20 protein-coding genes are annotated in these 22,876 nt (G+C 69.4%); 16 read left to right on the top strand and 4 right to left on the bottom strand.

From position 1 onward, the window contains the following. The first annotated feature begins 110 nt into the window (after nt 1-110). The 8 genes from ruvC to AB0H88_RS43765 all read left to right on the top strand — a co-directional run bounded on the left by ruvC (nt 111) and on the right by AB0H88_RS43765 (nt 8,995). Nucleotides 111-698 (top strand): crossover junction endodeoxyribonuclease RuvC, encoded by a 588-nt coding sequence (gene ruvC, locus AB0H88_RS43800; protein ID WP_357654738.1) that lies wholly within the window; start codon nt 111-113, stop codon nt 696-698. Continuing rightward, the gene (gene ruvA / locus AB0H88_RS43795; RefSeq protein ID WP_357654736.1) at nt 695-1,300 is read left to right on the top strand and encodes a Holliday junction branch migration protein RuvA; all 606 of its coding nucleotides are present in this window, start codon (nt 695-697) and stop codon (nt 1,298-1,300) included. The genes ruvC and ruvA overlap by 4 nt, the downstream gene beginning before the upstream one ends. 16 nt (nt 1,301-1,316) lie before the next feature. Next, nucleotides 1,317-2,348, top strand: coding sequence for a Holliday junction branch migration DNA helicase RuvB (ruvB, locus tag AB0H88_RS43790; protein WP_357654735.1), 1,032 nt, complete (start codon nt 1,317-1,319; stop codon nt 2,346-2,348). A 218-nt stretch (nt 2,349-2,566) separates the two neighbouring features. Continuing rightward, nucleotides 2,567-3,034, top strand: coding sequence for a preprotein translocase subunit YajC (gene yajC, locus AB0H88_RS43785; RefSeq protein ID WP_357654733.1), 468 nt, complete (start codon nt 2,567-2,569; stop codon nt 3,032-3,034). A gap of 42 nt (nt 3,035-3,076) precedes the next feature. Then, nucleotides 3,077-4,894 carry a protein translocase subunit SecD gene (gene secD, locus AB0H88_RS43780; protein WP_357654732.1) on the top strand — a complete coding sequence of 606 codons (1,818 nt, stop codon included), beginning with the start codon at nt 3,077-3,079 and terminating at the stop codon, nt 4,892-4,894. A 1-nt stretch (nt 4,895) separates the two neighbouring features. Then, a complete protein-coding gene (secF, locus tag AB0H88_RS43775) occupies nt 4,896-5,885 on the top strand; it encodes a protein translocase subunit SecF (protein WP_357654730.1) in 990 nt (329 codons plus the stop codon). A 226-nt stretch (nt 5,886-6,111) separates the two neighbouring features. Beyond that, nucleotides 6,112-6,630, top strand: a complete 519-nt coding sequence (locus AB0H88_RS43770) for an adenine phosphoribosyltransferase (protein ID WP_357654728.1) — start codon at nt 6,112-6,114, stop codon at nt 6,628-6,630. 175 nt (nt 6,631-6,805) lie between these two features. Beyond that, entirely contained in the window at nt 6,806-8,995 is a 2,190-nt protein-coding gene (locus AB0H88_RS43765) for a bifunctional (p)ppGpp synthetase/guanosine-3',5'-bis(diphosphate) 3'-pyrophosphohydrolase (protein ID WP_357654727.1), read from the top strand. A gap of 5 nt (nt 8,996-9,000) precedes the next feature. On the opposite strand, the gene AB0H88_RS43760 is transcribed toward AB0H88_RS43765, so the two are convergent. The 3 genes from AB0H88_RS43760 to AB0H88_RS43750 form a co-directional block, all read right to left on the bottom strand. Then, complete coding sequence (locus tag AB0H88_RS43760; protein WP_357654725.1) at nt 9,001-10,116, bottom strand: cupin domain-containing protein; 1,116 nt, start codon at nt 10,114-10,116, stop codon at nt 9,001-9,003. Nucleotides 10,117-10,206: 90 nt separating this feature from the next. Continuing rightward, nucleotides 10,207-11,436: a DUF349 domain-containing protein gene (locus AB0H88_RS43755; RefSeq protein ID WP_357654724.1), complete on the bottom strand. Its 1,230-nt coding sequence runs from the start codon at nt 11,434-11,436 to the stop codon at nt 10,207-10,209. Nucleotides 11,437-11,496: 60 nt separating this feature from the next. Continuing rightward, the gene (locus AB0H88_RS43750; protein ID WP_357654722.1) at nt 11,497-12,390 is read right to left on the bottom strand and encodes a peptidylprolyl isomerase; all 894 of its coding nucleotides are present in this window, start codon (nt 12,388-12,390) and stop codon (nt 11,497-11,499) included. A gap of 139 nt (nt 12,391-12,529) precedes the next feature. Here AB0H88_RS43750 and AB0H88_RS43745 point away from each other — a divergent pair, with 139 nt between their 5' ends. Genes AB0H88_RS43745 through aspS form a run of 3 tightly spaced genes read left to right on the top strand, consistent with a single transcriptional unit; the run spans nt 12,530 to nt 16,213 of the window. Further along, entirely contained in the window at nt 12,530-13,210 is a 681-nt protein-coding gene (locus AB0H88_RS43745) for an MBL fold metallo-hydrolase (RefSeq protein ID WP_357654720.1), read from the top strand. 10 nt (nt 13,211-13,220) lie between these two features. Beyond that, the gene (gene hisS, locus AB0H88_RS43740) at nt 13,221-14,480 is read left to right on the top strand and encodes a histidine--tRNA ligase (protein WP_357654718.1); all 1,260 of its coding nucleotides are present in this window, start codon (nt 13,221-13,223) and stop codon (nt 14,478-14,480) included. Next, nucleotides 14,477-16,213 (top strand): aspartate--tRNA ligase, encoded by a 1,737-nt coding sequence (gene aspS / locus AB0H88_RS43735; RefSeq protein WP_357654717.1) that lies wholly within the window; start codon nt 14,477-14,479, stop codon nt 16,211-16,213. Before hisS ends, aspS begins: the two co-directional genes overlap by 4 nt. A 67-nt stretch (nt 16,214-16,280) precedes the next feature. Here the strand turns inward: aspS and AB0H88_RS43730 are convergent, their stop codons facing one another. Then, nucleotides 16,281-17,204, bottom strand: a complete 924-nt coding sequence (locus AB0H88_RS43730; protein WP_357654716.1) for a peptidylprolyl isomerase — start codon at nt 17,202-17,204, stop codon at nt 16,281-16,283. A gap of 152 nt (nt 17,205-17,356) precedes the next feature. Here AB0H88_RS43730 and AB0H88_RS43725 point away from each other — a divergent pair, with 152 nt between their 5' ends. The 5 genes from AB0H88_RS43725 (at nt 17,357) to alaS (ending at nt 22,875) form a co-directional block, all read left to right on the top strand. Then, the gene (locus AB0H88_RS43725; protein WP_357654714.1) at nt 17,357-17,836 is read left to right on the top strand and encodes a hypothetical protein; all 480 of its coding nucleotides are present in this window, start codon (nt 17,357-17,359) and stop codon (nt 17,834-17,836) included. Nucleotides 17,837-17,979: 143 nt separating this feature from the next. Beyond that, nucleotides 17,980-19,281 carry a replication-associated recombination protein A gene (locus tag AB0H88_RS43720; protein WP_357654712.1) on the top strand — a complete coding sequence of 434 codons (1,302 nt, stop codon included), beginning with the start codon at nt 17,980-17,982 and terminating at the stop codon, nt 19,279-19,281. A 302-nt stretch (nt 19,282-19,583) separates the two neighbouring features. Next, complete coding sequence (locus AB0H88_RS43715; protein ID WP_357654711.1) at nt 19,584-19,958, top strand: DUF948 domain-containing protein; 375 nt, start codon at nt 19,584-19,586, stop codon at nt 19,956-19,958. Next, a complete protein-coding gene (locus AB0H88_RS43710; protein WP_357654709.1) occupies nt 19,955-20,185 on the top strand; it encodes a hypothetical protein in 231 nt (76 codons plus the stop codon). Before AB0H88_RS43715 ends, AB0H88_RS43710 begins: the two co-directional genes overlap by 4 nt. Nucleotides 20,186-20,202: 17 nt before the next feature. Beyond that, a complete protein-coding gene (gene alaS, locus AB0H88_RS43705) occupies nt 20,203-22,875 on the top strand; it encodes an alanine--tRNA ligase (protein ID WP_357654707.1) in 2,673 nt (890 codons plus the stop codon). The last annotated feature ends 1 nt before the right edge of the window (nt 22,876 follow it).

Here is a 22,876-nt window from a genome sequence, read left to right as displayed (position 1 = left end):
CGTTCCCGACGACCGGCCCACGCTCGCGGGCGTTTCCCGATGCGCGGGCACGTCAGCCGGGGTAGAGTCTCGTGCCGAACAGATGTTCGGCGGCGCGGGGAGGCAGACCGGTGCGGGTGATGGGCGTCGATCCGGGGCTGACCCGGTGTGGCCTTGGCGCGGTCGAGGGGCGGCCGGGCGCGCCGCTGTCCCTGGTGGCCGTCGGCGTGGTGCGCACCGGCGCCGACGAGGAGCTGGGCACCCGGCTGGTCGGCATCGAGGCCGGCATCGAGCAGTGGCTCGACGACGTGCGCCCCGACGCGGTGGCGGTCGAGCGAGTGTTCAGCCAGCACAACGTCCGCACGGTCATGGGCACCGCCCAGGCGGCGGGCATCGCGGTCCTCTGCGCGGCCAGGCGCGGCCTGCCCGTCGCGCTCCACACCCCGTCCGAGGTCAAGGCGGCCATCACCGGCAGCGGCACCGCCGACAAGAAGCAGATCGGCGCCATGGTGACCCGCCTGCTGCGGCTCAGCGAGATGCCCAAGCCCGCCGACGCCGCCGACGCGCTCGCCCTGGCCATCTGCCACGTGTGGCGCGGCGGCGCCCAGCACAAGCTGGCCGAGGCCGTGGCCAGGGCCCAGAGCCGTACGGCCCAGAGCCGCACGGCCCAGAGCCGCACGGTCCAGGGCCGTACGACAGGAAAGGGCGTTGCGCTGTGATCGCGTCCGTGGCCGGGCAGGTGACGGCGATCACCCCCCATGGTGCGGTGATCGAGGTCGGCGGGGTCGGCATCCTCACCCACTGCACACCGGCCACCCTCGCCGCGCTCAGGGTGGGCGAGGAGGCGCGGCTGGCCACGTCGCTGGTGGTGCGAGAGGAGTCGCTCACCCTCTACGGCTTCGCCACCGCCGACGAGCGCACCGTCTTCGAGCTGCTCCAGACGGCCAGCGGCGTCGGCCCCAAGGTGGCGCTGGCCATGCTCGCCGTCCACCCGCCCAACGCGCTGCGCGTCGCCGTGGCCTCCGCCGACCTCAAGGCCCTCACCAAGGTGCCGGGCATCGGCCCGAAAGGCGCCCAGCGCATCGTGCTGGAGCTCAAGGACCGGCTCGGCACGCCCGACGAGGCGCTCGACGCGGCGCTCAACGGCAACCGGCGGGCGGCCGCCTGGCGCGACCAGGTCCACTCGGGGCTGGTCGGGCTGGGCTACTCCGGCAAGGACGCCGACGAGGCCATCGCCGCGGTCGAGCCGGAGGCGGGTGACGACCCGCAGGTCGCCGTCCTGCTGAAGGCCGCCCTGCGATCGTTGAGCAGCGCGCGATGAGCGGGGAGGTCCAGGCGTGAGCCTTGAGCGTGATCTCGTCTCACCCGACGCCGAGGGCGACGAGCTGCAGATCGAGGCGGCGCTGCGGCCCAAGCGGCTGAGCGAGTTCATCGGCCAGGCGCGAGTGCGGGAGCAGCTGTCGCTGGTGCTGGAGAGCGCCATGCGGCGCCAGCGGCCGCCGGATCATGTGCTGATGAGCGGTTCGCCGGGTCTGGGCAAGACGACACTGGCTATGATCATCGCAGCCGAGTTGAGCGCTCCGCTCCGCATCACCTCAGGGCCGGCCCTGGAGCGGGCCGGTGACCTCGCGGCCATCCTGTCGACGCTGGCCGAGGGCGAGGTGCTGTTCATCGACGAGATCCACCGGATGGCCCGGCCCGCGGAGGAGATGCTCTATCTCGCGATGGAGGACTTCCGCGTCGACATCATCGTCGGCAAGGGCCCCGGCGCCACCGCGATCCCGCTGGACATCGCGCCGTTCACCCTGGTCGGCGCCACCACCAGGGCCGGTCTGCTGCCCGCGCCGCTACGCGACCGGTTCGGCTTCACCGCGCACATGGACTTCTACGAGGTCGAGGAGTTGGAGCGGGTGCTCTACCGCTCGGCCAGGCTGCTCGAGGTGACGCTGCCGGTCGAGGGGGCGCACGAGATCGCCAGGCGCTCGCGCGGCACACCCCGCATCGCCAACCGCCTGCTGCGCCGGGTCCGCGACTTCGCCGACGTGCGCACGGAAGGCGTCATCGACCGCGACATCGCCTCCGCGGCGCTCAACCTGTACGAAGTCGACCCCGAAGGTCTCGACCGGCTCGACCGTGCGGTGCTCGGGGTGCTGCTGCGCAAGTTCGGCGGCGGCCCCGTCGGCCTGTCCACGCTCGCCGTGGCCGTCGGCGAGGAGCCGGAGACCGTCGAAGTGGTGGCCGAACCCTTCCTCGTACGCCAAGGACTGCTGGCCAGGACCCCGCGCGGCCGGGTCGCCACCGCCGCGGCGTGGCACCACCTCGGGATGACACCGCCACCCGACGCATTCGGAGCGACACTTTTCGACTGATCACAGAACGGTTGCAACCGTTTCAATATGGGAACTTCCCCGCGCGCCGAAACGCTGCTTCGTTGCCGCGTTTCGCAACAAGCGCCTACACTCCGTGGCTTGGCTGGCTGTGTAGGCTGACGGGCTGAGCGGCGCGGCCCCGAAGCTACGCACGGAATTTCCGGCGCGAGGCCGGTGTCAACTTCTTGTACGACAATGGAAGGTCGCCCCTTATGAACATGGGACAACTCGGAAGCATCCTGCCGCTGATCCTTCTGGTGGTGGTGTTCTACTTCTTGCTGATCCGTCCCCAGCGCAAGCGCCAGCAAGAAGCGACCGCCATGCAGAACTCATTGGGTCCGGGTGCCCGTGTCATGACCACCACCGGCCTGTTCGGAACCGTGGTCGCGGTGGACAATGAGGACGTGATCCTCGAGGTCGCGCCCGGGATCGAGACTCGGTGGGTGAAGGCCGCCATCGGGCGTGTCGTCACCCCCGGCGACGCTCCGGCTGACGAGCCTCTCGCCGACGAGCCCGTGGTGGACGACGTCGTCACCGACGACACGGCCGGCCACGAGGTCGTCAAGGGCGACAACGTTAAGGGCGATGACGTTAAGGGTGACGACAAGGACAACACTCCCCGTGAGGAGACCGAGACGACCGTGGAGCGCAACGGCGGCAAGGACTCCAGCACCAAGCAGTCCTGACTAGGCTCTGCCTCAAACCCCTATCTGAAAGACTGACGACCAGTGGCCCGACCGACCAGCCGCCACAGCCGACCGGGGCGAACGCTCCTGGTGCTGCTGGCGCTCATCATCGCCCTGGGCGGGACGATGTTCCTGCAGAAGGCGTTCACGCCCAAGCTGGCACTCGATCTCGCCGGCGGCACGACGGTGACTCTGTCGCCCGTGACCCTGAACGGCGCCGCCCCGCCTGAGGAGATCCTGGACCGCGCGGTGAACATCATCCGCGACCGGGTCAACGGCACCGGCCTGTCCGACGCGGAGGTCGCCAAGTCAGGCGACAACATCATCATCTCCGTTCCGGGCGCTGGTCAGGAGGAGGTCATCAAGCTGGTCGGCACCACGGCGGAGCTCCGCTTCCGCCAGGTGCTCGCCATGGCGGCCACGCAGACTCCGCAGGAGCTCGCCACCGAGGCGCCCAAGCCGGGCACCTCGCCGTCCGCCGCCCCGTCCAGCACGGCATCCTCCGCGCCGTCGGCCAAGCCGTCATCGTCGGCGAGGGCCCCCAAGCCCAGCGCGTCGCCCACGGGCAAGGCCCTGTCCTCGGCGCTCGTCGCGCCGTCGGCCACCCCGTCGGCCAGCGCTCCGGCGACCGGGGCGCCCAAGGCCCAGGAGACGCCGAAGGCTCAGGACACCAAGAAGGGCCAGAAGGACCCCAAGGCCACGCCGGCGCCCACTCCGACGTCGAGCGGCCAGCCGCCCGCCCAGGACCCCAACGCGGGGATCAACACCCAGGGCATCGACCCGGCCGTGCTCGCGCAGTTCAAGAAGCTCGACTGCAGCGATCCGAAGAACCGCGGGAAGGGCGTCCAGGACGACCCGGCCAAGCAGTTCGCCGCGTGTGAGTCCGACGGCAGCCTCAAGTACGTCCTCGACGTGGCCAAGGTCGTCGGCACCGACATCTCTTCGGCCAGCGCCGGCGTCCAGCAGGGCAGCACGCAGTGGCTCGTCCAGCTCGACTTCAAGAGCAGCGGCGCGAGTGAGTGGAGCAAGCTCACCTCGACCGCGTTCAACTCGCAGGAGCCGCGCAACAAGGTCGCCGTCGTGCTCGACGGCGTCGTGATCACCGCGCCCAACATCATCGGCCCGATCCCGGGCGGCCGCGCCGAGATCACCGGCGGCTTCACGCAGAAGACCGCCACCGATCTGGCCGACCAGCTGAAGTACGGCGCGCTGCCGCTGAAGTTCAACCCCAGCTCGATCGACACCGTGTCCTCGACGCTCGGCCAGGACCAGCTCATGGGCGGCCTGATCTCCGGCGCCATCGGCCTCGGCCTCGTGGTGCTCTACTCGCTGTTCTACTACCGCGGCCTGGGCATCGTCGCCGTCCTCAGCCTCGGGATCGCCACGGTCATCACCTACACGGCGGTGGTCGTGCTCGGCCACAACGCCGGGTTCCGGCTGTCGCTGCCGCACATCATCGGTCTGGTGGTCTCGATCGGCATCACCGCCGACTCCTTCATCGTCTACTTCGAACGCATACGAGATGAGATGAAGGAAGGGCGGCGCACGCTTCGCGCGGCCGTCGAGGTGGCCTGGGTGCGTGCGCGGCGCACGATCCTGATCGCCGACGCCGTCATGTTCATCGCCGCGATCGTGCTCTACCTGCTGGCGGTGGGCGGTGTGGCCGGGTTCGCGTTCGCGATGGGCCTGACCACGTTGATCGACGTCGTGGTGGTCTTTCTGTTCACGAAGCCGCTCATCGCGGTGCTGGCCAAGCTCAAGTTCTTCGCCAAGGGGCACCCGCTGTCCGGCCTCGACTCCGAGCGTATGAGCCAGGATCTTGGCACCACCGGCCGTACGACCACCCCGCAGGAGGCCTGAGATGGGACTGGGGCGTCGCCTCTACCGCGGCGAGATCGACGTTGACTTCGTCGGCCGCTGGAAGCTCTGGTACAGCCTTTCCGGCTTCCTGCTGATCGTGTCCCTCGCCGGGCTGCTGATCAACGGGCTCAACCTGGGCGTGGAGTTCAAGGGCGGGTCGGTCTTCGCCTTCAAGGCGCAGACCGCCACGATCCAGCAGGTCCGCGACTCCTTCCGGGAGGAGGGCGTACACCAGCCGATCGTGCAGACGGCCGGCGATCGCTGGCGGGTCACCACCGAGAGCCTCAACCCGGGCGCGGTGACCAAGGTCCAGAACGCCGTCTCGAAGGACTTCGGCGTCCCGGTCAAGGACGTCGACATCCAGTCGATCGGCGCGTCCTGGGGCGGTGAGGTGTCCAAGAAGGCGTGGATCGGCCTGGGCGTCTTCATGCTGGCGATCATTCTGTACCTGTCGATGGCGTTCGAGCCGAAGATGGCGTTGGCCGCGATCGTCGCGCTCATCCACGACCTCGTCATCACGGCGGGCGTCTATGCCTGGTCGGGCTTCGAGGTCACGCCCGCGACGCTGCTCGGCTTCCTGACCATCCTCGGTTATTCGCTCTACGACGCGGTCGTGGTGTTCGACATGATCAAGGAAGTCACCGGCAAGCTGGGCACCACGTCGAAGCAGACGTACTCGATGGCGGCCAACAACGCGCTGAACCACACGCTGATCAGGTCGCTGAACACCTCGCTGGTCGCGATCCTGCCGGTGGCGGCGATCCTGTTCATCGGCACCACGCTGCTCGGCGCGGGCACGCTGAAGGACCTGTCGCTGGCACTGTTCGTCGGCATGATCGTCGGCACCTACTCCTCGCTGTGCGTGGCCACGCCGCTGCTGGTGACGCTGAAGGAGCGGGAGCCGAAATACCAGGCCATCGCCAGGCGACTGGCCTCCACCGGCACCAAGGGTGGCAAGGGCGCCAAGAGCGCGGCGACGGCCAAGGGTTAGCCCGGCCTGGCCCACACGGGCCCGTACACGCACGAACGACGCCTCCGCCCACCTGGGTGGGGGCGTCGGTTTATGGAAGCCCTGAGGGCCCTCACAGCGCCGGACATAACCGGGTGAATGCCACTTACCGCCCCCGGCGGGCGCCGGTGGTCCGTCGGATGGGCCATCATGGAGGCCGTCAGTCGTGGGAGAGGACCGCTGGGCGGTCAACCGAAGGAGTGCCGTCATGAGCGACCTGAGCTCGCTGATCTGCGACCGGATCAGGGACGTGCCCGACTACCCCCAGGCGGGAGTCATGTTCAAGGACATCACCCCGCTGCTGGCCGACCCGGTGGCGTTCACGGCCGTGGTCGACGAACTGGCCGGCGCGTTCGACGTGGACAAGATCGTCGGGATCGAGGCGCGGGGCTTCATTCTGGCCGCTCCGGTGGCGTACCGGGCGGGGGCCGGGTTCGTGCCCATCAGAAAAAAGGGCAAACTCCCCTCCGAAACCCTGGAGGAGTCCTACGATCTCGAGTACGGATCCGCGACCATCGAGGTGCACCGCGACGCCTTCACCGAAGGTGACCGGGTGCTCATCGTCGATGACGTGCTCGCCACCGGCGGCACGGCGGAGGCCACCGTACAACTGGTGCGCAGGGCCGGAGCCGAGGTCGTCGGCGTCGCCGTACTGATGGAGCTGGCCTTTCTCAAGGGACGCGAGCGTCTCGCGGGAGTGGATTTGCGCTCCCTTGTGATCGTCTGAGCCCGACCCGAGAGAGGCCAGGTTTCTCACCTGGATACACTGGGGGGCCTGGACTCGATGGTAAGGAGTCTGTGTGCCCCGTGATGTGGTCGTGCCCGACGTAACTGACGCAGGGAGTGCCGAGACGGCGCCCGGTGTCCCGGCGGTGCGTCGACGGCGATTTGGGGGTGGGGCCATGAATCCGGTGCTGGAGCCGCTGTTCAGGACGGTTCGTGCCACCCACCCCAAGGCCGACCTGCGCCTGATTGAGCACGCCTACGACGTCGCCGCCTATCATCACCGCGACCAGAAGCGGAAGAGCGGCGACCCGTACATCACCCACCCGCTGGCCGTGGCCACCATCCTGGCCGAGCTGGGCACCGACGACGAGACGCTGTGCGCGGCCCTGCTGCACGACACCGTCGAGGACACCGCTTACGGCCTCGACGAGCTGCGTGGCGACTTCGGCGACACGATCTCGTCACTGGTCGACGGCGTCACCAAGCTCGACAAGGTCAAGTTCGGCGACGCCGCGCAGGCCGAGACCGTGCGCAAGATGGTCGTGGCGATGTCGCGCGACATCCGGGTGCTGATCATCAAGCTGGCCGACCGGCTGCACAACATGCGCACGATGCGTTACCTGCCCGAGCACAAGCGCCACCAGAAGTCCCGCGAGACTCTGGAGATCTTCGCCCCGCTGGCTCACCGCCTGGGCATGAACACCATCAAGTGGGAGCTGGAGGACCTGGCCTTCGCCATGCTCTACCCCAAGCGCTACGACGAGATCGCGCGCATGGTGTCGGAGCGGGCCCCGCGCAGGGACCTGTTCCTGCAGGAGGTCATCGAGAAGGTCTCCGGCGACCTGCGTGATGCCAAGATCCGCGCGCTGGTCAAGGGCCGGCCCAAGCACTACTACTCGGTCTACCAGAAGATGATCGCCAGGGACGTGGCCTTCGACGACATCTACGACCTGGTGGGCATCAGAGTCCTCGTCGACAGCGTGCGCGACTGCTATGCGGCCCTCGGAACGATCCACGCGCGCTGGAACCCGGTCCCCGGCCGGTTCAAGGACTACATCGCGATGCCCAAGTTCAACATGTACCAATCGCTGCACACCACGGTGATCGGTCCCGAGGGCAAGCCCGTCGAGCTGCAGATCCGTACGCACGCCATGCACCACAGGGCCGAATACGGCGTGGCCGCCCACTGGAAGTACAAAGAGGAGGTCGGCGCCCCGGGCCCCGCGGGCAAGGTCAAGCCGGGCAGCGACATGGCCTGGCTGCGCCAGCTCCTCGACTGGCAGAAGGAGACCTCCGACCCGGGTGAGTTCCTGGAGTCGCTCCGTTTCGACCTGTCGGTCTCCGAGGTCTACGTCTTCACCCCGCGCGGCCAGGTGGTGGCGCTGCCGGAGGGGGCGACCCCGGTCGACTTCGCCTACGCGGTCCACACCGAGGTCGGCCACCGCTGCATCGGCGCCCGTGTGAACGGCCGCCTGGTGCCGCTGGAGTCGCGGCTGGGCAACGGTGACACGGTCGAGATCTTCACCTCGAAGTCGCCCGACGCCGGTCCGTCACGCGACTGGCTCAAGTTCGTCAAGTCCGGCCGCGCCCGCAACAAGATCCGCCAGTGGTTCTCCAAGGAGCGCCGCGAGACCGCGATCGAGGCGGGCAAGGAGGCCATCGGCCGGGCCATGCGCAAGCAGGGGCTGCCGCTGCAACGCCTGATGTCCGGCGAGTCGCTGCTGGCCCTGGCCCGCGACCTGCGCTATCCCGACGTGTCCGCGCTCTACGCGGCCGTGGGGGAGGGGCACGTCGCCGCGCAGACGGTCGTGCAGAAGCTCGTGGCCTCCATCGGCGGCGTCGACAGCGCCGAGGAGGACATCGCCGAGACCTCGCTCCCGACGCGCCTGCGCGGCCGTCCCCGGGGCGGCGGCGCGGGCGTGGTCGTCGCGGGCGACTCCGATGTCTGGGTACGCCTGTCGAAGTGCTGCACCCCGGTGCCCGGCGACGAGATCGTCGGCTTCGTCACCCGGGGGCACGGCGTGTCCGTGCACCGCGCCGACTGCACCAACATCGTGCAGCTCAAGTCGCAGCCCGACCGCCTGGTGGAGGTGAGCTGGTCGCCGGGCGACGACTCGGTCTTCCTGGTGGCCATCCAGGTCGAGGCCCTCGACCGGCCCCGCCTGCTGTCCGACGTCACCCGGACCCTGTCCGACCAGCACGTCAACATCCTCAGCGCCTCGGTGACCACCTCGCGAGACCGGGTGGCGGTCAGCAAGTTCACCTTCGAGATGGGCGATCCCAAGCATCTCGGTCATGTGCTGAAGGCCGTCCGCAACATTCAGGGCGTCTTCGACGTCTACCGGGTCAGCGGCGCGAGCACGTAGCCAGATCAGATGCCGGGTCGGCGGCGCGCGTGCGTGGACAGATCGGGCAGGTTGACCACGATCGCGTCCTGCGTGCTGCGGGCGATGACGACCACGGCCTCCTGCTCCGGGTCTGGATTCTCCTCGCGGTGCGGCATGTAGGGCGGGACGAAGATGTAGTCCCCCGGCTTCGCCTCCAGCCGCGTCTCGCGTGCGTCCTGGGGGTCGAGGAACACGAACGACGGCGTGCCGCTGACCACGTAGATGGCCGTCTCCGACTCCCCGTGATGGTGATCCGCCGAGCGCGTCGACGGGGCGACGTGGGTCTGGCCCATCCACAGCTTGCCGGACCCGGCCGTAGGCCCGCTGACGGCGGCCAGGCGACGCATGCCGGAGCTCTGGGCGGTCTCGGACGTCAGATCGCCTGAGGCGATGTGGCGCAGCCGCTGGTGGAAAGGGTCTCCATCGGCCCGGTAGCCCTCCCACAGGCGCCCTCCGGCCCGCTCCAGCACGCTTTCGGCCGCGGCGGCCAGGCGTACCGGATCGTCGTGGGCGGACAGCAGTTCGTCGGCGAGCGCCGCGTCGTACGCGCGCAACTCGCGCAGCAGCCACTTGCCCGAGCCGTGCCAGCGGCCCGCGGCCGTCAGCGCCAGCCGGGCCGACTCCTGGACGACCTGCCAGCGGATGAACGCCAGCTCGCCCGGCTCCGTCGCGCCCGCCAGGTCGTCGAGCAGGTCCGACAGGACGTAGCGAGCTCGATCCAGCATCTGGGGCGCGGTGGGGCCGGGACCGGCGGAGAGGCGTTCGCGCATGACCGCCTGTACCTCGGCGGCGCGGCCCGCCCGGTCGGTGAGCACCACGCCGTCGGCGCACAGGCGCGGCAAGGTCGGCCGGTGGCCGGCCAGATCGCGGTCGGCCCAGCCGGTCAGGCTCAGCTCGTTGTGCACCAGCAGGTCGACCGGCCAGTCATGCCAGCGCAGCGACTCGCGGTAGGGCACGGCCAGGCCGTCCAGTACCACGACCACGTCGAGATCGGACCGGCTCGTGCGGTGGCCGGTCAGCACGCTGCCGCCCAGGAAGGCGTAGAGCGCGTCCGGGAACAGCTCGGCGACCAGGGCACGCGCGGCGGGCACAGCTTCCATGCCCAACACCCTAGAACTCCCCGAGCCGACCGGGCACTCCGAATACCAGGTACGCAGGCGACCCCCTTCGCCCGCGGACCGGCAGGAACCTCAGCTGAACTCGGCCAGCGTCCGCTCGGCCTCCTCCAGCCACGAGCGGCGGGCCGTGATGGCCTCCTCGGCCTCCTTCACGTCTTTGGCGCGTCCGGCCGCCTCGGCCTTGACCAGGCGCTTCTCCAGCTGCTCGATCGCGGTGCGCAGCTGGTCGACCGCGTTCTGGGCGCGAGCCCTGGCCTCGGGGTTGGACCGCTTCCACTCGGCGTCCTCGGCCTTGCGCACGGCGTCGTCCACCTTGCGCAGGCCGCCTTCGAGACGGTCGCGCTGCTCGCGCGGCACCGGACCGGCCGCCTCCCAGCGCTCCAGGATGTGGCGCAGCGCCGCCCTGGCCGTGCGGACGTCGGTGACCGGAAGGATCTTCTCGGCCTCCGTCAGCAGCACCTCCTTGAGCTCGGCGTTGGCCGCCAGGGACGCGTCGCGCTCGGCGAACACCGCCGAGCGGGCCTGGAAGAACAGGTCCTGGGCGCCCTTGAACCGCGCCCACAGCTCGTCCTCGACCTCCCGCGACGCCCGGCCCGCGCTCTTCCAGCGCTGCATCAGGTCGCGGTAGACGGCCGCCGTCGTGCCCCAGTCGGTCGAGTCGGCGATCGCCTCCGCCTCGGCGACGATGCGCTCCTTCTCGGCGCGTACGCCCTCGCGCTGCTCGTCGAGCCCCGCGAAGTACACCTTGCGCCGCTTGGCGAAGGCGGTGCGGGCGGCCGAGAGCCGCTTCCACAGCGCGGCCTCGGTGACGCGGTCGATGCGGTCGGCCGCCTTCCACTCCTCGACCAGCTGGCGCAGCCGCTCACCGCCCGACTTCCAGTGGGTGGTCTCGTCGGCGATGCGCTCGGCCTCGTCGACGATGCGTTCCTTGACCGTCCTGGCCTCGGCGCGCGCGTGCTCACGCGCGGCCTTGACCTCCTCGCGCCGCTGCGCGACCGCCTCCGTCAGGCCGTCGAGACGGGCCGTCAGCGCGGCGAGGTCGCCGATGGCGTGCGCGTCGGCGACCGCTTCGCGGAGCTTGACGATGCTGGCCTCGGCCTGCGCCGGGGCCAGGTCGGTGCCTTTCAGGCGCTGCTCCAGCAGCGTGACCTGGCCGGCCAGCTCGTCGTACTTGCGATGGAAGTAGGCCAGTGCCTCGTCCGCTTCACCGGCCTGCCAGGACCCGACGGCTCGCTCTCCCTCAGCCGTACGCACGTAGACGGTGCCGTCGTCGTCTACCCGGCCCCACGGGTCGGTGCTCACCGTGTCCTCCCGCACTATCCATCAGACCCTTCGGGACTACTGTCCCTAGTTTGTATTACGTCAGCTCTTGCCAGAGAATGTCACGCTTTTGATTTCGACGGTTTCCTTAGGTGCGCCAGTACCATCCTGCATGGGAGTGATGACACCTGCTTTGTTCACCTTGTCTAGGATGTCCAGACCCTTGGTGATGGTACCCACCGGTGTGTAATCCGGGGTGAGTCCGAGGTCGCCGAAGACCAGGAAGAACTGGCTCCCGGTGCTGCCCGGCGCCTGCGTCTTGGCCATGGCCATGACGCCGCGCTTGTAGGTGGCGCCCGTGAGGTTCTCCTCGGCCATGACGTAGCCGGGGCCGCCCGCGCCGTCCGACTGGCCCTTGCCGTCTGCCTTGGCCTGCGGGTCTCCGCACTGCAGCATCGGGAACTGAGCGCTGCCCAGGCGATGGCACTTGCTGCCGTCGTAGAACTTCTTCTCCGCCAGGTAGGCCAGCGAGTTGACCGTGCACGGCGCCTTGGCGTTGTCGAGCTGCACCTCGATGTCGCCCAGGTTGGTGTTGAGGGTCATCGTCTTGGTCGCCGGCTTGAGTTTCACCTTCTTCGGCGGCAGTCCGACGTCCTTGACCACACCGCCGCCCTTTTCGGCGACGTAGTCGCAGGTGCCGGTCTTGGCGTCGTACGGCTTGGGCCCGGCGGCGGCCGAAGCCGAGGCCGAGGGCGCCGCCGTGTCCTGGGCGGAAGCCGAGGGCTGCGCCGTCGCGGCGGCGTCGGTCTTCGAGTCGCCGCCACCGCCCAGCAACGCGACCGCCGCCACGATGCCCCCCACCACGACGACCACGCCTACCGTGGAGCCGATGATCGCCGTGCGCTTGGCGCGCTGCTCGCGTTCGAGACGGCGTGCCAGCTGCCGCTCGTGGTGCTCGCGTGCCAGCTGTTTCTGCCGGTCCTTCCCCGTGGCCACCGCTTTGCCTCCCATAGTCAATCAACTGAGGTGGGCGAATCGTATCGGCCAACGGGTAATGATTCGCAGCCCGGCGACCCGCACCGGTACCCTTCGGTTACATTCCCATTGGCTTTTTTGACGAGATCAGCTGAGGCAGATGCTCATCGCAGGCTTCCCCGCAGGGGCCTTCCAGACCAATTGTTACGTCGTCGCGCCCGCAGCGGGCGAGGAGTGCGTGATCGTCGATCCAGGTCAGGACGCGGTCGACGGGGTCGACGAGCTGCTGAGAGAGCACCGGCTCAAGCCGGTGGCGGTGCTGCTGACCCACGGACACCTCGACCACGTCTGGTCGGTGGCCCCGGTCTGCGGCGCGCGCGACGTGCCCGCCTGGATCCATCCCGAGGACCGCCATCTGCTGAGCGACCCGGCCGCGGGCTGGTCGCCGTCGAGCTCGGCGATCTTCGGCGGCATCACGCTGAGCGAGCCCGACGACGTGCGGGAGCTGTCAGACGGCGCCGTGCTGCCGCTGGCCGGGCTGGAGCTCGTGGTCGACCACACACCCGGCCATACCAGGGGGTCGGTGAGCTTCCGGTTGCCTGACGACGACGTGATGCTGTCTGGTGACCTGCTGTTCGCCGGCTCCATCGGCCGCTCCGACCTGCCGGGCGGCGACTATCCGACGATCCTGCGCAGCCTGGCCGACAAGTGCCTGCCGCTGCCTGACGATACGGTCGTCCTGCCGGGCCACGGACCACAGACCACGATCGGCCACGAGCGCGCCACCAATCCATATCTGAAGGAAGCCGCGCCGCACGCCGGTCCCACACGAGGCATCTAACAGGGATCTCATGAGTTTCCAAGCGCCTAAGGGCACCTTCGACTGGCTGCCGCCCCGCTCCGAGCAGGTTCTCGCCGTGCGCGAGGCCCTGGTCGCGCCCGCGCGGCTGGCCGGCTACGGCTACATCGAGACGCCGGTGTTCGAGGACACCCAGCTGTTCGCCAGGGGCGTCGGTGAGTCGACCGACATCGTGTCCAAGGAGATGTACACCTTTCCCGACAAGGCGGGCCGCTCACTGACGCTGCGTCCCGAGGGCACCGCCTCGGTCGTACGCGCCGTCCTGCAGCACGGCCTGCACAACGGCCAGCTCCCGGTCAAGCTGTGGTACTCCGGCAGCCAGTTCCGCTACGAACGCGCTCAGAGAGGCCGTTACCGGCACTTCTGGCAGGTCGGCGCCGAGGCGCTGGGCTCCGAGGACCCCGCGCTCGACGCCGAGATCGTCGTGCTGGGTGCCCAGGGCTTCGCCTCGCTCGGCCTGGCGGGCGTCCGGCTGCTGATCAACTCGCTGGGTGACAAGACCTGCCGGCCCGCCTACCGGGCCGCGCTGCAGGAGTTCCTGCGCGGGCTCGACCTCGACGAGGACACCAGGGCCCGGATCGAGATCAACCCCCTGCGGGTGCTCGACGACAAACGGCCCGAGGTGCAGGCACAGCTGACCGGCGCGCCCCTGGTCGTCGACCACCTGTGCGCCGCCTGCAAGACCTACCACGAGGAGGTCCGCGCGCTGCTGAGCGCCGCGGGCGTGGCCTACGAGGACGATCCGCGGCTGGTGCGTGGGCTCGACTACTACACGCGCACCACGTTCGAGTTCGTGCACGACGGGCTCGGCTCGCAGTCCGCGGTCGGCGGTGGCGGACGCTACGACGGGCTGAGCGAGATGCTCGGCGGGCCGCCCCTGCCCAGCGTCGGCTGGGCCTTGGGCGTCGACCGCACCTTCCTCGCGATGGAGGCCGAGGGGTTGATCGGCGAGGCCGCACCGGGACGCGTCCAGGTGTACGGTGTCCCGCTGGGTGACGAAGCCCGCCGCCGGATGTTCCTGCTCGTGACCGAGCTGCGCCAGGCGGGCGTCAGCGCCGACCTGGCATACGGCGGCAAGGGGCTCAAGGGCGCGATGAAGGGCGCCGACCGCTCGGGTGCCCGGTTCGCGCTGATCCTGGGCGAGCGTGACCTGGCCGCGCAGGCCGTACAACTGAAGGACCTGACCACCGCTGAGCAGACCGAGGTGCCGCTGGCCCAGGTCGTCGATGTCTTGAAGGGGAAAGTGCAGTGATGCGCACGCATACCGCCGGGTCGCTCCGAGAGGAGCACGCCGGGCAGCAGGTGACGCTGGCAGGATGGGTGGCCAGGCGCCGTGATCACGGCGGTGTGGTCTTCATCGACCTGCGCGATGCCTCCGGCTCGGCGCAGGTGGTCTTCCGCGAGGAGGACCACGCCCACGACCTGCGCGCCGAATACTGCGTGCAGGTGGTCGGCCAGGTCCGGGTCAGGCCGGAGGGCAACGAGAACCCCGAGCTGCCCACCGGCGCGATCGAGGTCGTCGCCGAGCGGGTCGAGGTGCTCAGCGAGTCCGCGCCGCTGCCCTTCCCGATCGAGGGCAGCGCGGGCGTCTCCGAGGAGGCCCGCCTCAAATACCGCTATCTCGACATTCGCCGCCCGCAGGTGGCCAATGCCCTGCGGGTCCGCTCGAAGGCCACCTACCTGGCCAACGAGGTCATGCACGAGCTCGGCTTCGTCTACGTCGAGACACCGACTCTGACCAGGTCCACGCCCGAGGGCGCGCGCGACTTCCTGGTGCCGGTCCGGCTCCAGCCGGGCAACTGGTACGCGCTGCCGCAGTCGCCGCAGCTGTTCAAGCAGCTGCTCCAGGTGGGCGGGCTCGAGCGCTACTACCAGCTCGCCAAGTGCTACCGCGACGAGGACCTGCGGGCCGACCGGCAGCCGGAGTTCACCCAGATCGACGTCGAGATGTCGTTCGTCGACCAGGAAGACGTCATCGCGGTCGGCGAGAAGCTCATCGGCCGCGTGTGGCGCGAGACGGTCGGCTACGAGATCCCGACCCCGCTGCCCCGCATGACCTACGCCGACGCGATGGCCCGCTACGGCTCCGACAAGCCCGACCTGCGCTTCGGCCAGGAGCTCGTCGAGATGACCGACTACTTCGCCGGCACCTCGTTCCGCGTGTTCCAGGCCGACTACGTGGGCGCGGTCGTCATGCCGGGCGGCGGCTCGCAGACCCGCAAGGAGCTCGACGGCTGGCAGGACTGGGCGCGCTCGCGCGGCGCCAAGGGCCTGGCGTACGTGCTCGTCCAGGAGGACGGCACACTCGGCGGCCCGGTGGCGAAGAACCTCTCAGAAGAGGAAATTTCCGGACTTGCGGCGAAGGTTGGCGCCCAGCCGGGCGACGCGGTCTTCTTCGCGGCCGGCGCGCGCAACTCGGCGCGCGACCTGCTCGGCGCGGCCCGGCTGGAGATCGGCCGCCGCTGCGGCCTCATCGACGAGTCGCTGTGGTCGTTCCTGTGGGTCGTCGACGCGCCCATGTTCGAGGAGGACGGCGAGGGCGGCTGGACGGCCGTGCACCACCCGTTCACCGGCCCCAAGCCCGAATGGGCGGACAACTTCCAGGACCACCCCGGCGAGGCCCTGGCCTACGCCTACGACATGGTCTGCAACGGCATGGAGATCGGTGGCGGCTCCATCCGTATCCACCGGGCGGAGATGCAGCAGCGGGTCTTCGACGTGCTCGGCATCTCCAAGGAGGAGGCCGAGAACAAGTTCGGCTTCCTGCTGGAGGCGTTCAAGTACGGCCCGCCCCCGCACGGAGGCATCGCCTACGGCTGGGACCGCATCTGCATGCTGCTGTCCGGCGGTGAGTCGATCCGCGACGTGATCGCCTTCCCGAAGACCGCCTCCGGCTTCGACCCGCTCACCGGCGCGCCCACCGCCATCACGGTGGACCAGCGCAAGGAGGCGGGCGTCGACGCCAAGCCCAAGAACGAAGGCTGATCCACACGAAAGAGGGCGCCCCGCCTCTCCGGTTCAGGAGAGACGGGGCGCCCTCTTTCGTGTCCGGCTAGCGGACCGTGACCTTCTCGATGATGATCGGGTTCTTCGGGGCGGTCGAGCCGCCGTCGCCGACGATGTCCTGGCTGTTGACGATGACGCCGTCCTTGGCGACCTTCTCGATGATCTCCAGGCCCGAGCGGACCATGCCGAGTACCGAGTACTGGGCCTCGATCTGCGAGTTCTCGTCCGACAGTGAGATGGCGAACTGGCTGCTGTTCTGCCCGGCCGCGTCCTGCGGCTGGGTGAGGAACACCACGCCGCGGGTGTACGGAATCGCGCCGACGGCCTCGTCCCTGTAGACGTAGCCCGCCGTGCCCTGGCCGTCCGTCGGGTTCTTGCCGTCGGCCTTGGCCTTGGGGTCGCCGCACTGCAGCAGGAACAGCCCCGCCGTCTCGGGCGTCACCAGGCGGTGGCACTTGGTGTTGTTGTAGAAGTTCTTCTGGGCCAGGAAGGCCATCGAGTTGACCGAGCACGGGGTCGCGGCCGGGTCGACGTCGATGACGATCTTGCCATGGTTGGTGAAGACGGTCATCGTCTTCAGCTTCATGTTCGGGCGGCTGCCGGGCATGCCCACGTACTTCATCGGTACGCCCGAGGTGTCCCGCTTGTAGGTGCAGGACACCTTGCCGGTCTTCTTCGGCAGCGAGGACAGCGACGGGGTCGGCGAGGGAGCGGCGCTGGGCGGGGCGGAGGCCGAGGCAGACGGGCTGCTCTCGGCCGAGACCTTCTTGCCCGGGTCGTCCTTGTTGACCAGCGTGGTCGCGGCGTAGATGCCGCCCGCCACCACAACCACGGCCAGGCCCGCCCCGATGAAGACGTTCCGCTTCCCCTTGGCGCGATCGGCCGCCTCGCGCTGTTCCTGCCGCTCCTTGTGTTCCCGAGCCAACTGGCTCTGGCGGTCGTCCTCGCCGCTCACCGGTATGTCCTCCACTTTTGCCAGTACATGACCAAACAACTCCGGGAATGCTACCGGCCCTGCGATGTGCCGGACGTAAGAGGAGGAAACCACTCGTAGTGACGGGATGGACCGCGAACCATATCGTGTCGCCATTCGTAGTTGAAATGAGAACTAGGAGTGCAGACATGTTCGACGAGATCTTCGGCCTGCCCGCCCATCCGCTGATCATCCACTTCGCCGTGGTGCTGACCCCGCTCCTCGCGGTCGCCTCCGTGGCGTACACGGCCCTGCATCGCTGGCGGCCGCTGCTGGCGTGGGCGGTGGTTCTGCTCTCGCTGGGGGCGCCCGTGGCCGTCTTCGCGGCCAAGGAGAGTGGCGAGAGCCTCAAGGAGGCCCGCTTCGCCTCGGTCGACGGCACGCTGGGCCAGCGGATCGAGACCCATGAGAGCTTCGCCAACCCGTTGCTCCTGTCGACGGCCGGCCTCGGCGTCGCCGCGTTGCTGCTCGTCTACTCCACGAGCCCGAGCCGCGGCTCGCTCGGCGACAGGTTCGGCCGCCCGGTCACCCTCGTGCTGTCCGGCGTGACGGTGCTGCTGGCCGTGGTGGTCGGCTACTTCGTCTTCCGCGCCGGTGACTCGGGAGCGCGAGCCGTCTGGGGTGCGTAGCCCGCTCCTTTCGCCGCCCGCTCCTTTCGCCGCCCGCTCCTTTCGCTGCCCGCTCCTTTCGCTGCCCGCTCCTTGCTGGTGGACCGAAGCTCGCTTGGCTGATGGTGGATCGCTGGACGCGGTCCACCCCGTAAACTCGCGTTGTGGAGAGTCTGTTCGATTCGGCGGCTGAGGAGGCCACGCCGCAGCCCCTCGCGGTGCGGATGCGGCCGCGCACGCTCGACGAGGTGATCGGCCAGCGTCACCTGCTCGGCGCGGGCACCCCGCTGCGCAGGCTCGTCGAGAGCGAGGCACCGATGTCGCTCTTCCTCTGGGGGCCGCCCGGCACCGGCAAGACGACGCTCGCCTATGTCGTCTCCAACGTCACCAAGCGGCGCTTCGTCGAGGTCTCCGCCGTCTCGGCCGGGGTCAAGGACGTACGCGCCGCCATCGACGTCGCCAAGCGAGAGCTGGGCATGAGCGGCCGGCAGACCGTGCTCTTCGTCGACGAGGTCCACCGCTTCAACAAGGCCCAGCAGGACGCCCTGCTGCCCGCCGTGGAGAACCGCTGGGTCACCTTCATCGGCGCCACCACCGAAAACCCCTTCTTCTCGGTCATCTCCCCCCTGCTGTCGCGCTCGTTGCTGCTCACGCTCGAGTCTCTGACCGACGACGACGTCCGCGCGGTCCTGGAGCGCGCGGTGGCCGACGAACGCGGCCTCGGCGGCCGCGCCACCGTCGCCCCCGAGGCCGTCGACCATCTCGTACGCCTGGCCGGCGGCGACGCCCGCCGCTCCCTGACCTACCTCGAAGCCGCCGCGCTGCTGTCCGACGACATCACGGTCGAGGTCGTGGCGAAGGCCGTCGACAAGGCGGCCGTCCGCTACGACCGGCAGGGCGACCAGCACTACGACGTCATCAGCGCCTTCATCAAGTCGATGCGCGGCTCCGACGCCGACGCCGCGCTCCACTACCTGGCCCGCATGATCGAGGCGGGCGAGGACCCGCGCTTCATCGCCCGCCGCATCGTCATCTTCGCCTCGGAGGACGTCGGCCTGGCCGACCCGACCTGCCTGCAGACCGCGGTCGCCGCGGCCCAGGCGGTGCAGCTCATCGGCCTGCCGGAGGGCCAGATCAACCTGGCCCACGCGGTCCTGCACTGCGCGCTGGCGCCCAAGTCCAACGCCGTCGTGAAGGCCATCGGCGCGGCGATCGGCGACGTGCGCCGCGGTCTGATCGGCCAGGTGCCCGGCCACCTGCGCGACGCCCACTATCAGGGCGCCGCCAAGCTGGGCCACGGCGACGGCTACAAATACCCGCACGACTTCGACCACGGGCTGGTCCGCCAGGACTACGCGCCCGAGCAGGTGCGCGACAAGCGCTACTACGAGCCCACCAAGCACGGTGGTGAGGGCGTGCTGGCCGAGCGGTGGGCTCGGATACGTGACTTCCTGCGGGGCTCTTGACGGCCTTTCGCGCACTCTTCACGGCCACTTGGCGGGCTGTCGACGGGCTCCTGATGGCCTCTTGGCGAACTGCTGGGCGGGCGTGTCGATGGGCTCTTGGCGGACTTCTGGTCGTCCGGCACGGGCCGGGTTCGGCTGGTCGGGACCGGGATCGTTGCCGCTCGCGAGCCGGCCGGTTCGAGCGGGGAAACGTGGGCCATCGACGTGGCGGCCCGATGGAGCCGGGCGTCGCCAGTAATCTGGGCCGGCGAACGCGATAGGGTTCTTGCCGTTCCGGCCCAGCGTACGAGGGAGATGAGCGGATGCTTACCGCTGGAGAGGTCGCCGGGCTGATCGCCGCCACGGGCTGGATCGTCTTGGTCTGCGTGCTCGTCATGGTGCTGGTCAAGCTCACCCGGCTGATCACCGAGACCGGCAGGGCGGTGGCCGACCTGAGCGCCCGCATGGCGCCGCTGCTCGACGACATGAGCCTGACGGTCAACGAGACCAACCGGCAGCTGGTGGCCGTCGAGGCCATCGCCAAGGACGTCAAGCAGGTGAGCTCCCACGCCGCCAAGCTCAGCGCCGTCACCCAGACCGTCTTCACCGGGCCGCTGATCAAGGTCTCCTCCATCGGCTACGGTGTGCGCAGGGCCATCGAGGTTCGCAGGCCGCGCAAGGCGGGCCGACGGCGATGATCAGACGGCTGTTCTACCTGTCGCTCGGCGCGCTGCTGACCCTCTGGGTGATGCGCAGGCTGCAGGCACTCCACCCCAACCACGTGGCCCGCCGGACGGTCGGCGGCGCCGCGAGCATGCTCGGACGGGTGAGAGACTTTACTTCTGACGCGCTCGGCGAGGCCGCGGAGCGCGAAATCGAGTTGCGGGCCCGTTTCGGCCTCGACAACGCTGAAAGCAACGACTAACGCAAAGGATGGCCACCATGGAGTCGGCAGAGATCGCGCGCCGCTTCCTGCGCTTCTTCGAGGAGCGTGGGCACAAGGTAGTGCCCTCGGCCAGCCTGATCGCTGAGGACCCGACGCTTCTCCTGGTCAACGCGGGTATGGTGCCCTTCAAGCCGTACTTCCTGGGGCAGCGCAAGCCTCCGGCGGACCGGCTGGCCACCGCGCAGAAATGCGTGCGCACCCCCGACATCGACGAGGTCGGCAAGACCACCCGGCACGCGACGTTCTTCCAGATGCTGGGCAACTTCTCCATCGGCGACTACTTCAAGGCCGAAGTGATCCCGTTCGCCTGGGAGCTGCTGACCAAGCCGGAATCCGAGGGTGGCTTCGGCTTCCCGCCCGACCGTCTCTGGGCGACCGTCTACCTCGACGACGACGAGGCGCTCGACATCTGGCACAACAAGGTCGGGCTGCCCCTCGAGCGCATCCAGCGCCGCGGCCTCGAAGACAACTACTGGCACATGGGCGTGCCGGGTCCCGGCGGACCGTGCTCGGAGATCTACTACGACCGCGGCGCCGAATACGGCCGTGAGGGCGGCCCCATCGCCGACGAGAACCGCTACCTCGAAGTCTGGAACCTCGTCTTCATGCAGGACCAGCTGGGCGAGGTCCGCAGCAAGGTCGACTTCGACATCTCCGGCGAGCTGCCCGCCAAGAACATCGACACCGGCATGGGCCTGGAGCGCATGGCGGCGATCCTGCAGGGCGTCGACAACATCTACGAGATCGACACCACCTACAAGATCCTCGACAAGGCGGCCGAGCTCACCAAGACCCGCTACGGCCGCGACCACCGCTCCGACGTCAGCCTGCGGGTGATCGCCGACCATGTCCGCACCGGCACCATGCTGGTCGCCGACGGTGTCATGCCAGGCAACGAGGGCCGCGGCTACGTGCTGCGCCGCATTCTGCGCCGCTCGGTCCGCAACCTGCGCCTGCTCGGCTCCGGCGACGAGCGCTACATGCACGAGCTGACCGCCGTCGCGATCGAGGTCATGGGTGAGCAGTACCCGCAGCTGAAGGCCGACGCGCCGCAGATCCACGGGGTCATCGACGCCGAGGAGGCGTCCTTCCTCGGCACGCTGCGCACCGGCACCGCCATGTTCGACGTCACGGTGGAGGAGACCAAGCGCAAGTCCGGCTCCATGCTCTCCGGCGAGCAGGCGTTCCAGCTGCACGACACCTACGGCTTCCCGATCGACCTCACGCTCGAAATGGCGTCCGAGCACGGACTCCAGGTCGACGAAGAGGGCTTCCGCCGCCTGATGAAGGAGCAGCGCGACCGCGCCAAGGCCGACGCGGCGGCGAAGAAGACCGGCAACGCCGACATCTCCGTCTTCGGGCAGCTGCTGGAGAAGGCGGGCCGGGTCGAGTTCCTCGGCTACGACCAGACCGAGGCCGACACGAGCATCGTCGGCATTCTGGTCGACGGCGGCGCGGTCCCCGCGGCGGGCGCGGGCACCGACGTGGAGGTCGTGCTCTCCCGCACCCCCTTCTACGCCGAGGGCGGCGGCCAGCTCGCCGACCAGGGCGTGATCCGCACCGGCGGCGCCGAGGTGGAGATCCGCGACGTGCAGACGCCGCTCGCGGGCCTCGTCGTACACCGCGGCCGGATCCGCAAGGGCGAGCTCAAGGTCGGCGACGAGGCCCAGGCGGAGATCGACATCGAGCGGCGCCGCGCGATCTCGCGCAGCCACAGCGCCACCCACCTCGTCCACCGCGGCTTCAAGAACGCGCTCGGCGAGACGGCGGCGCAGGCCGGCTCCGAAAACTCGCCCGGCCGCTTCCGCTTCGACTTCACCGCGGCGGGCGCGGTGCCGCCGAGCGTGCTGCGCGACGTCGAGGACGAGGTCAACGCGGTCCTCGTCAACGACCTCAAGGTCAACGCCTTCTACACCTCCCAGACGGAGGCCAGGGCGATGGGCGCGCTGGCGATGTTCGGCGAGAAGTACGGCGACGAGGTCCGCGTCGTGGAGATCGGCGACTACTCGCGCGAGCTCTGCGGCGGCACCCACGTGCACAGCTCTGGCCAGCTCGGCCTGGTCAAGGTGCTCGGCGAGCAGTCGGTCGGCGCTGGTGTGCGCCGCGTCGAGGCGCTCGTCGGCATCGACGCCTTCCGCTTCCTGGCACGCGAGAGCGTGCTGGTCGCCCAGCTCACCGAGCAGCTCAAGGCGCGCCGCGAGGAGCTGCCCGAGCGCGTCGAAGGCATCGTCACCCGCCTGCGCACCGCCGAGAAGGAGCTGGAGCGGCTCCGGTCCGCGCAGGTCCTCCAGGTGGCGGGCGAGCTGGCGGCGCAGGCCCGTGACCTGGACGGAGTCTTCGTGGTGACGCACCGCGCGCCTGACGGCACCGGTGCCGACGACCTGCGTAAGCTCGCGCTTGATGTGCGTGGCAGATTCCCGGCCGACCGACCGGCGGTCATCGTGATCGCGGGTGTCCCCTCCGACCGGCCCGTGGTGGTTGCCGCGGTCAACGAGGCGGGACGTGAGCGCCAGCTCAAGGCCGGGCGACTGGTCGGCGTCGCCGCCAAGGCGCTTGGGGGTGGCGGTGGCGGCAAGGACGATGTCGCGCAAGGCGGCGGCACACGACCGGAGGCGGTCGGCGACGCGCTGCGACTGGTCGAGCAGGCCATCGCGGAGCAGCTCGGCTGAC

The organism is Nonomuraea sp. NPDC050680 (genome assembly GCF_040654555.1).
Lineage (GTDB): Bacteria > Actinomycetota > Actinomycetes > Streptosporangiales > Streptosporangiaceae > Nonomuraea.
The sequence above is the reverse complement of the archived record's forward strand: the minus strand, read 5'-3'. Positions and strand labels throughout refer to the sequence as shown.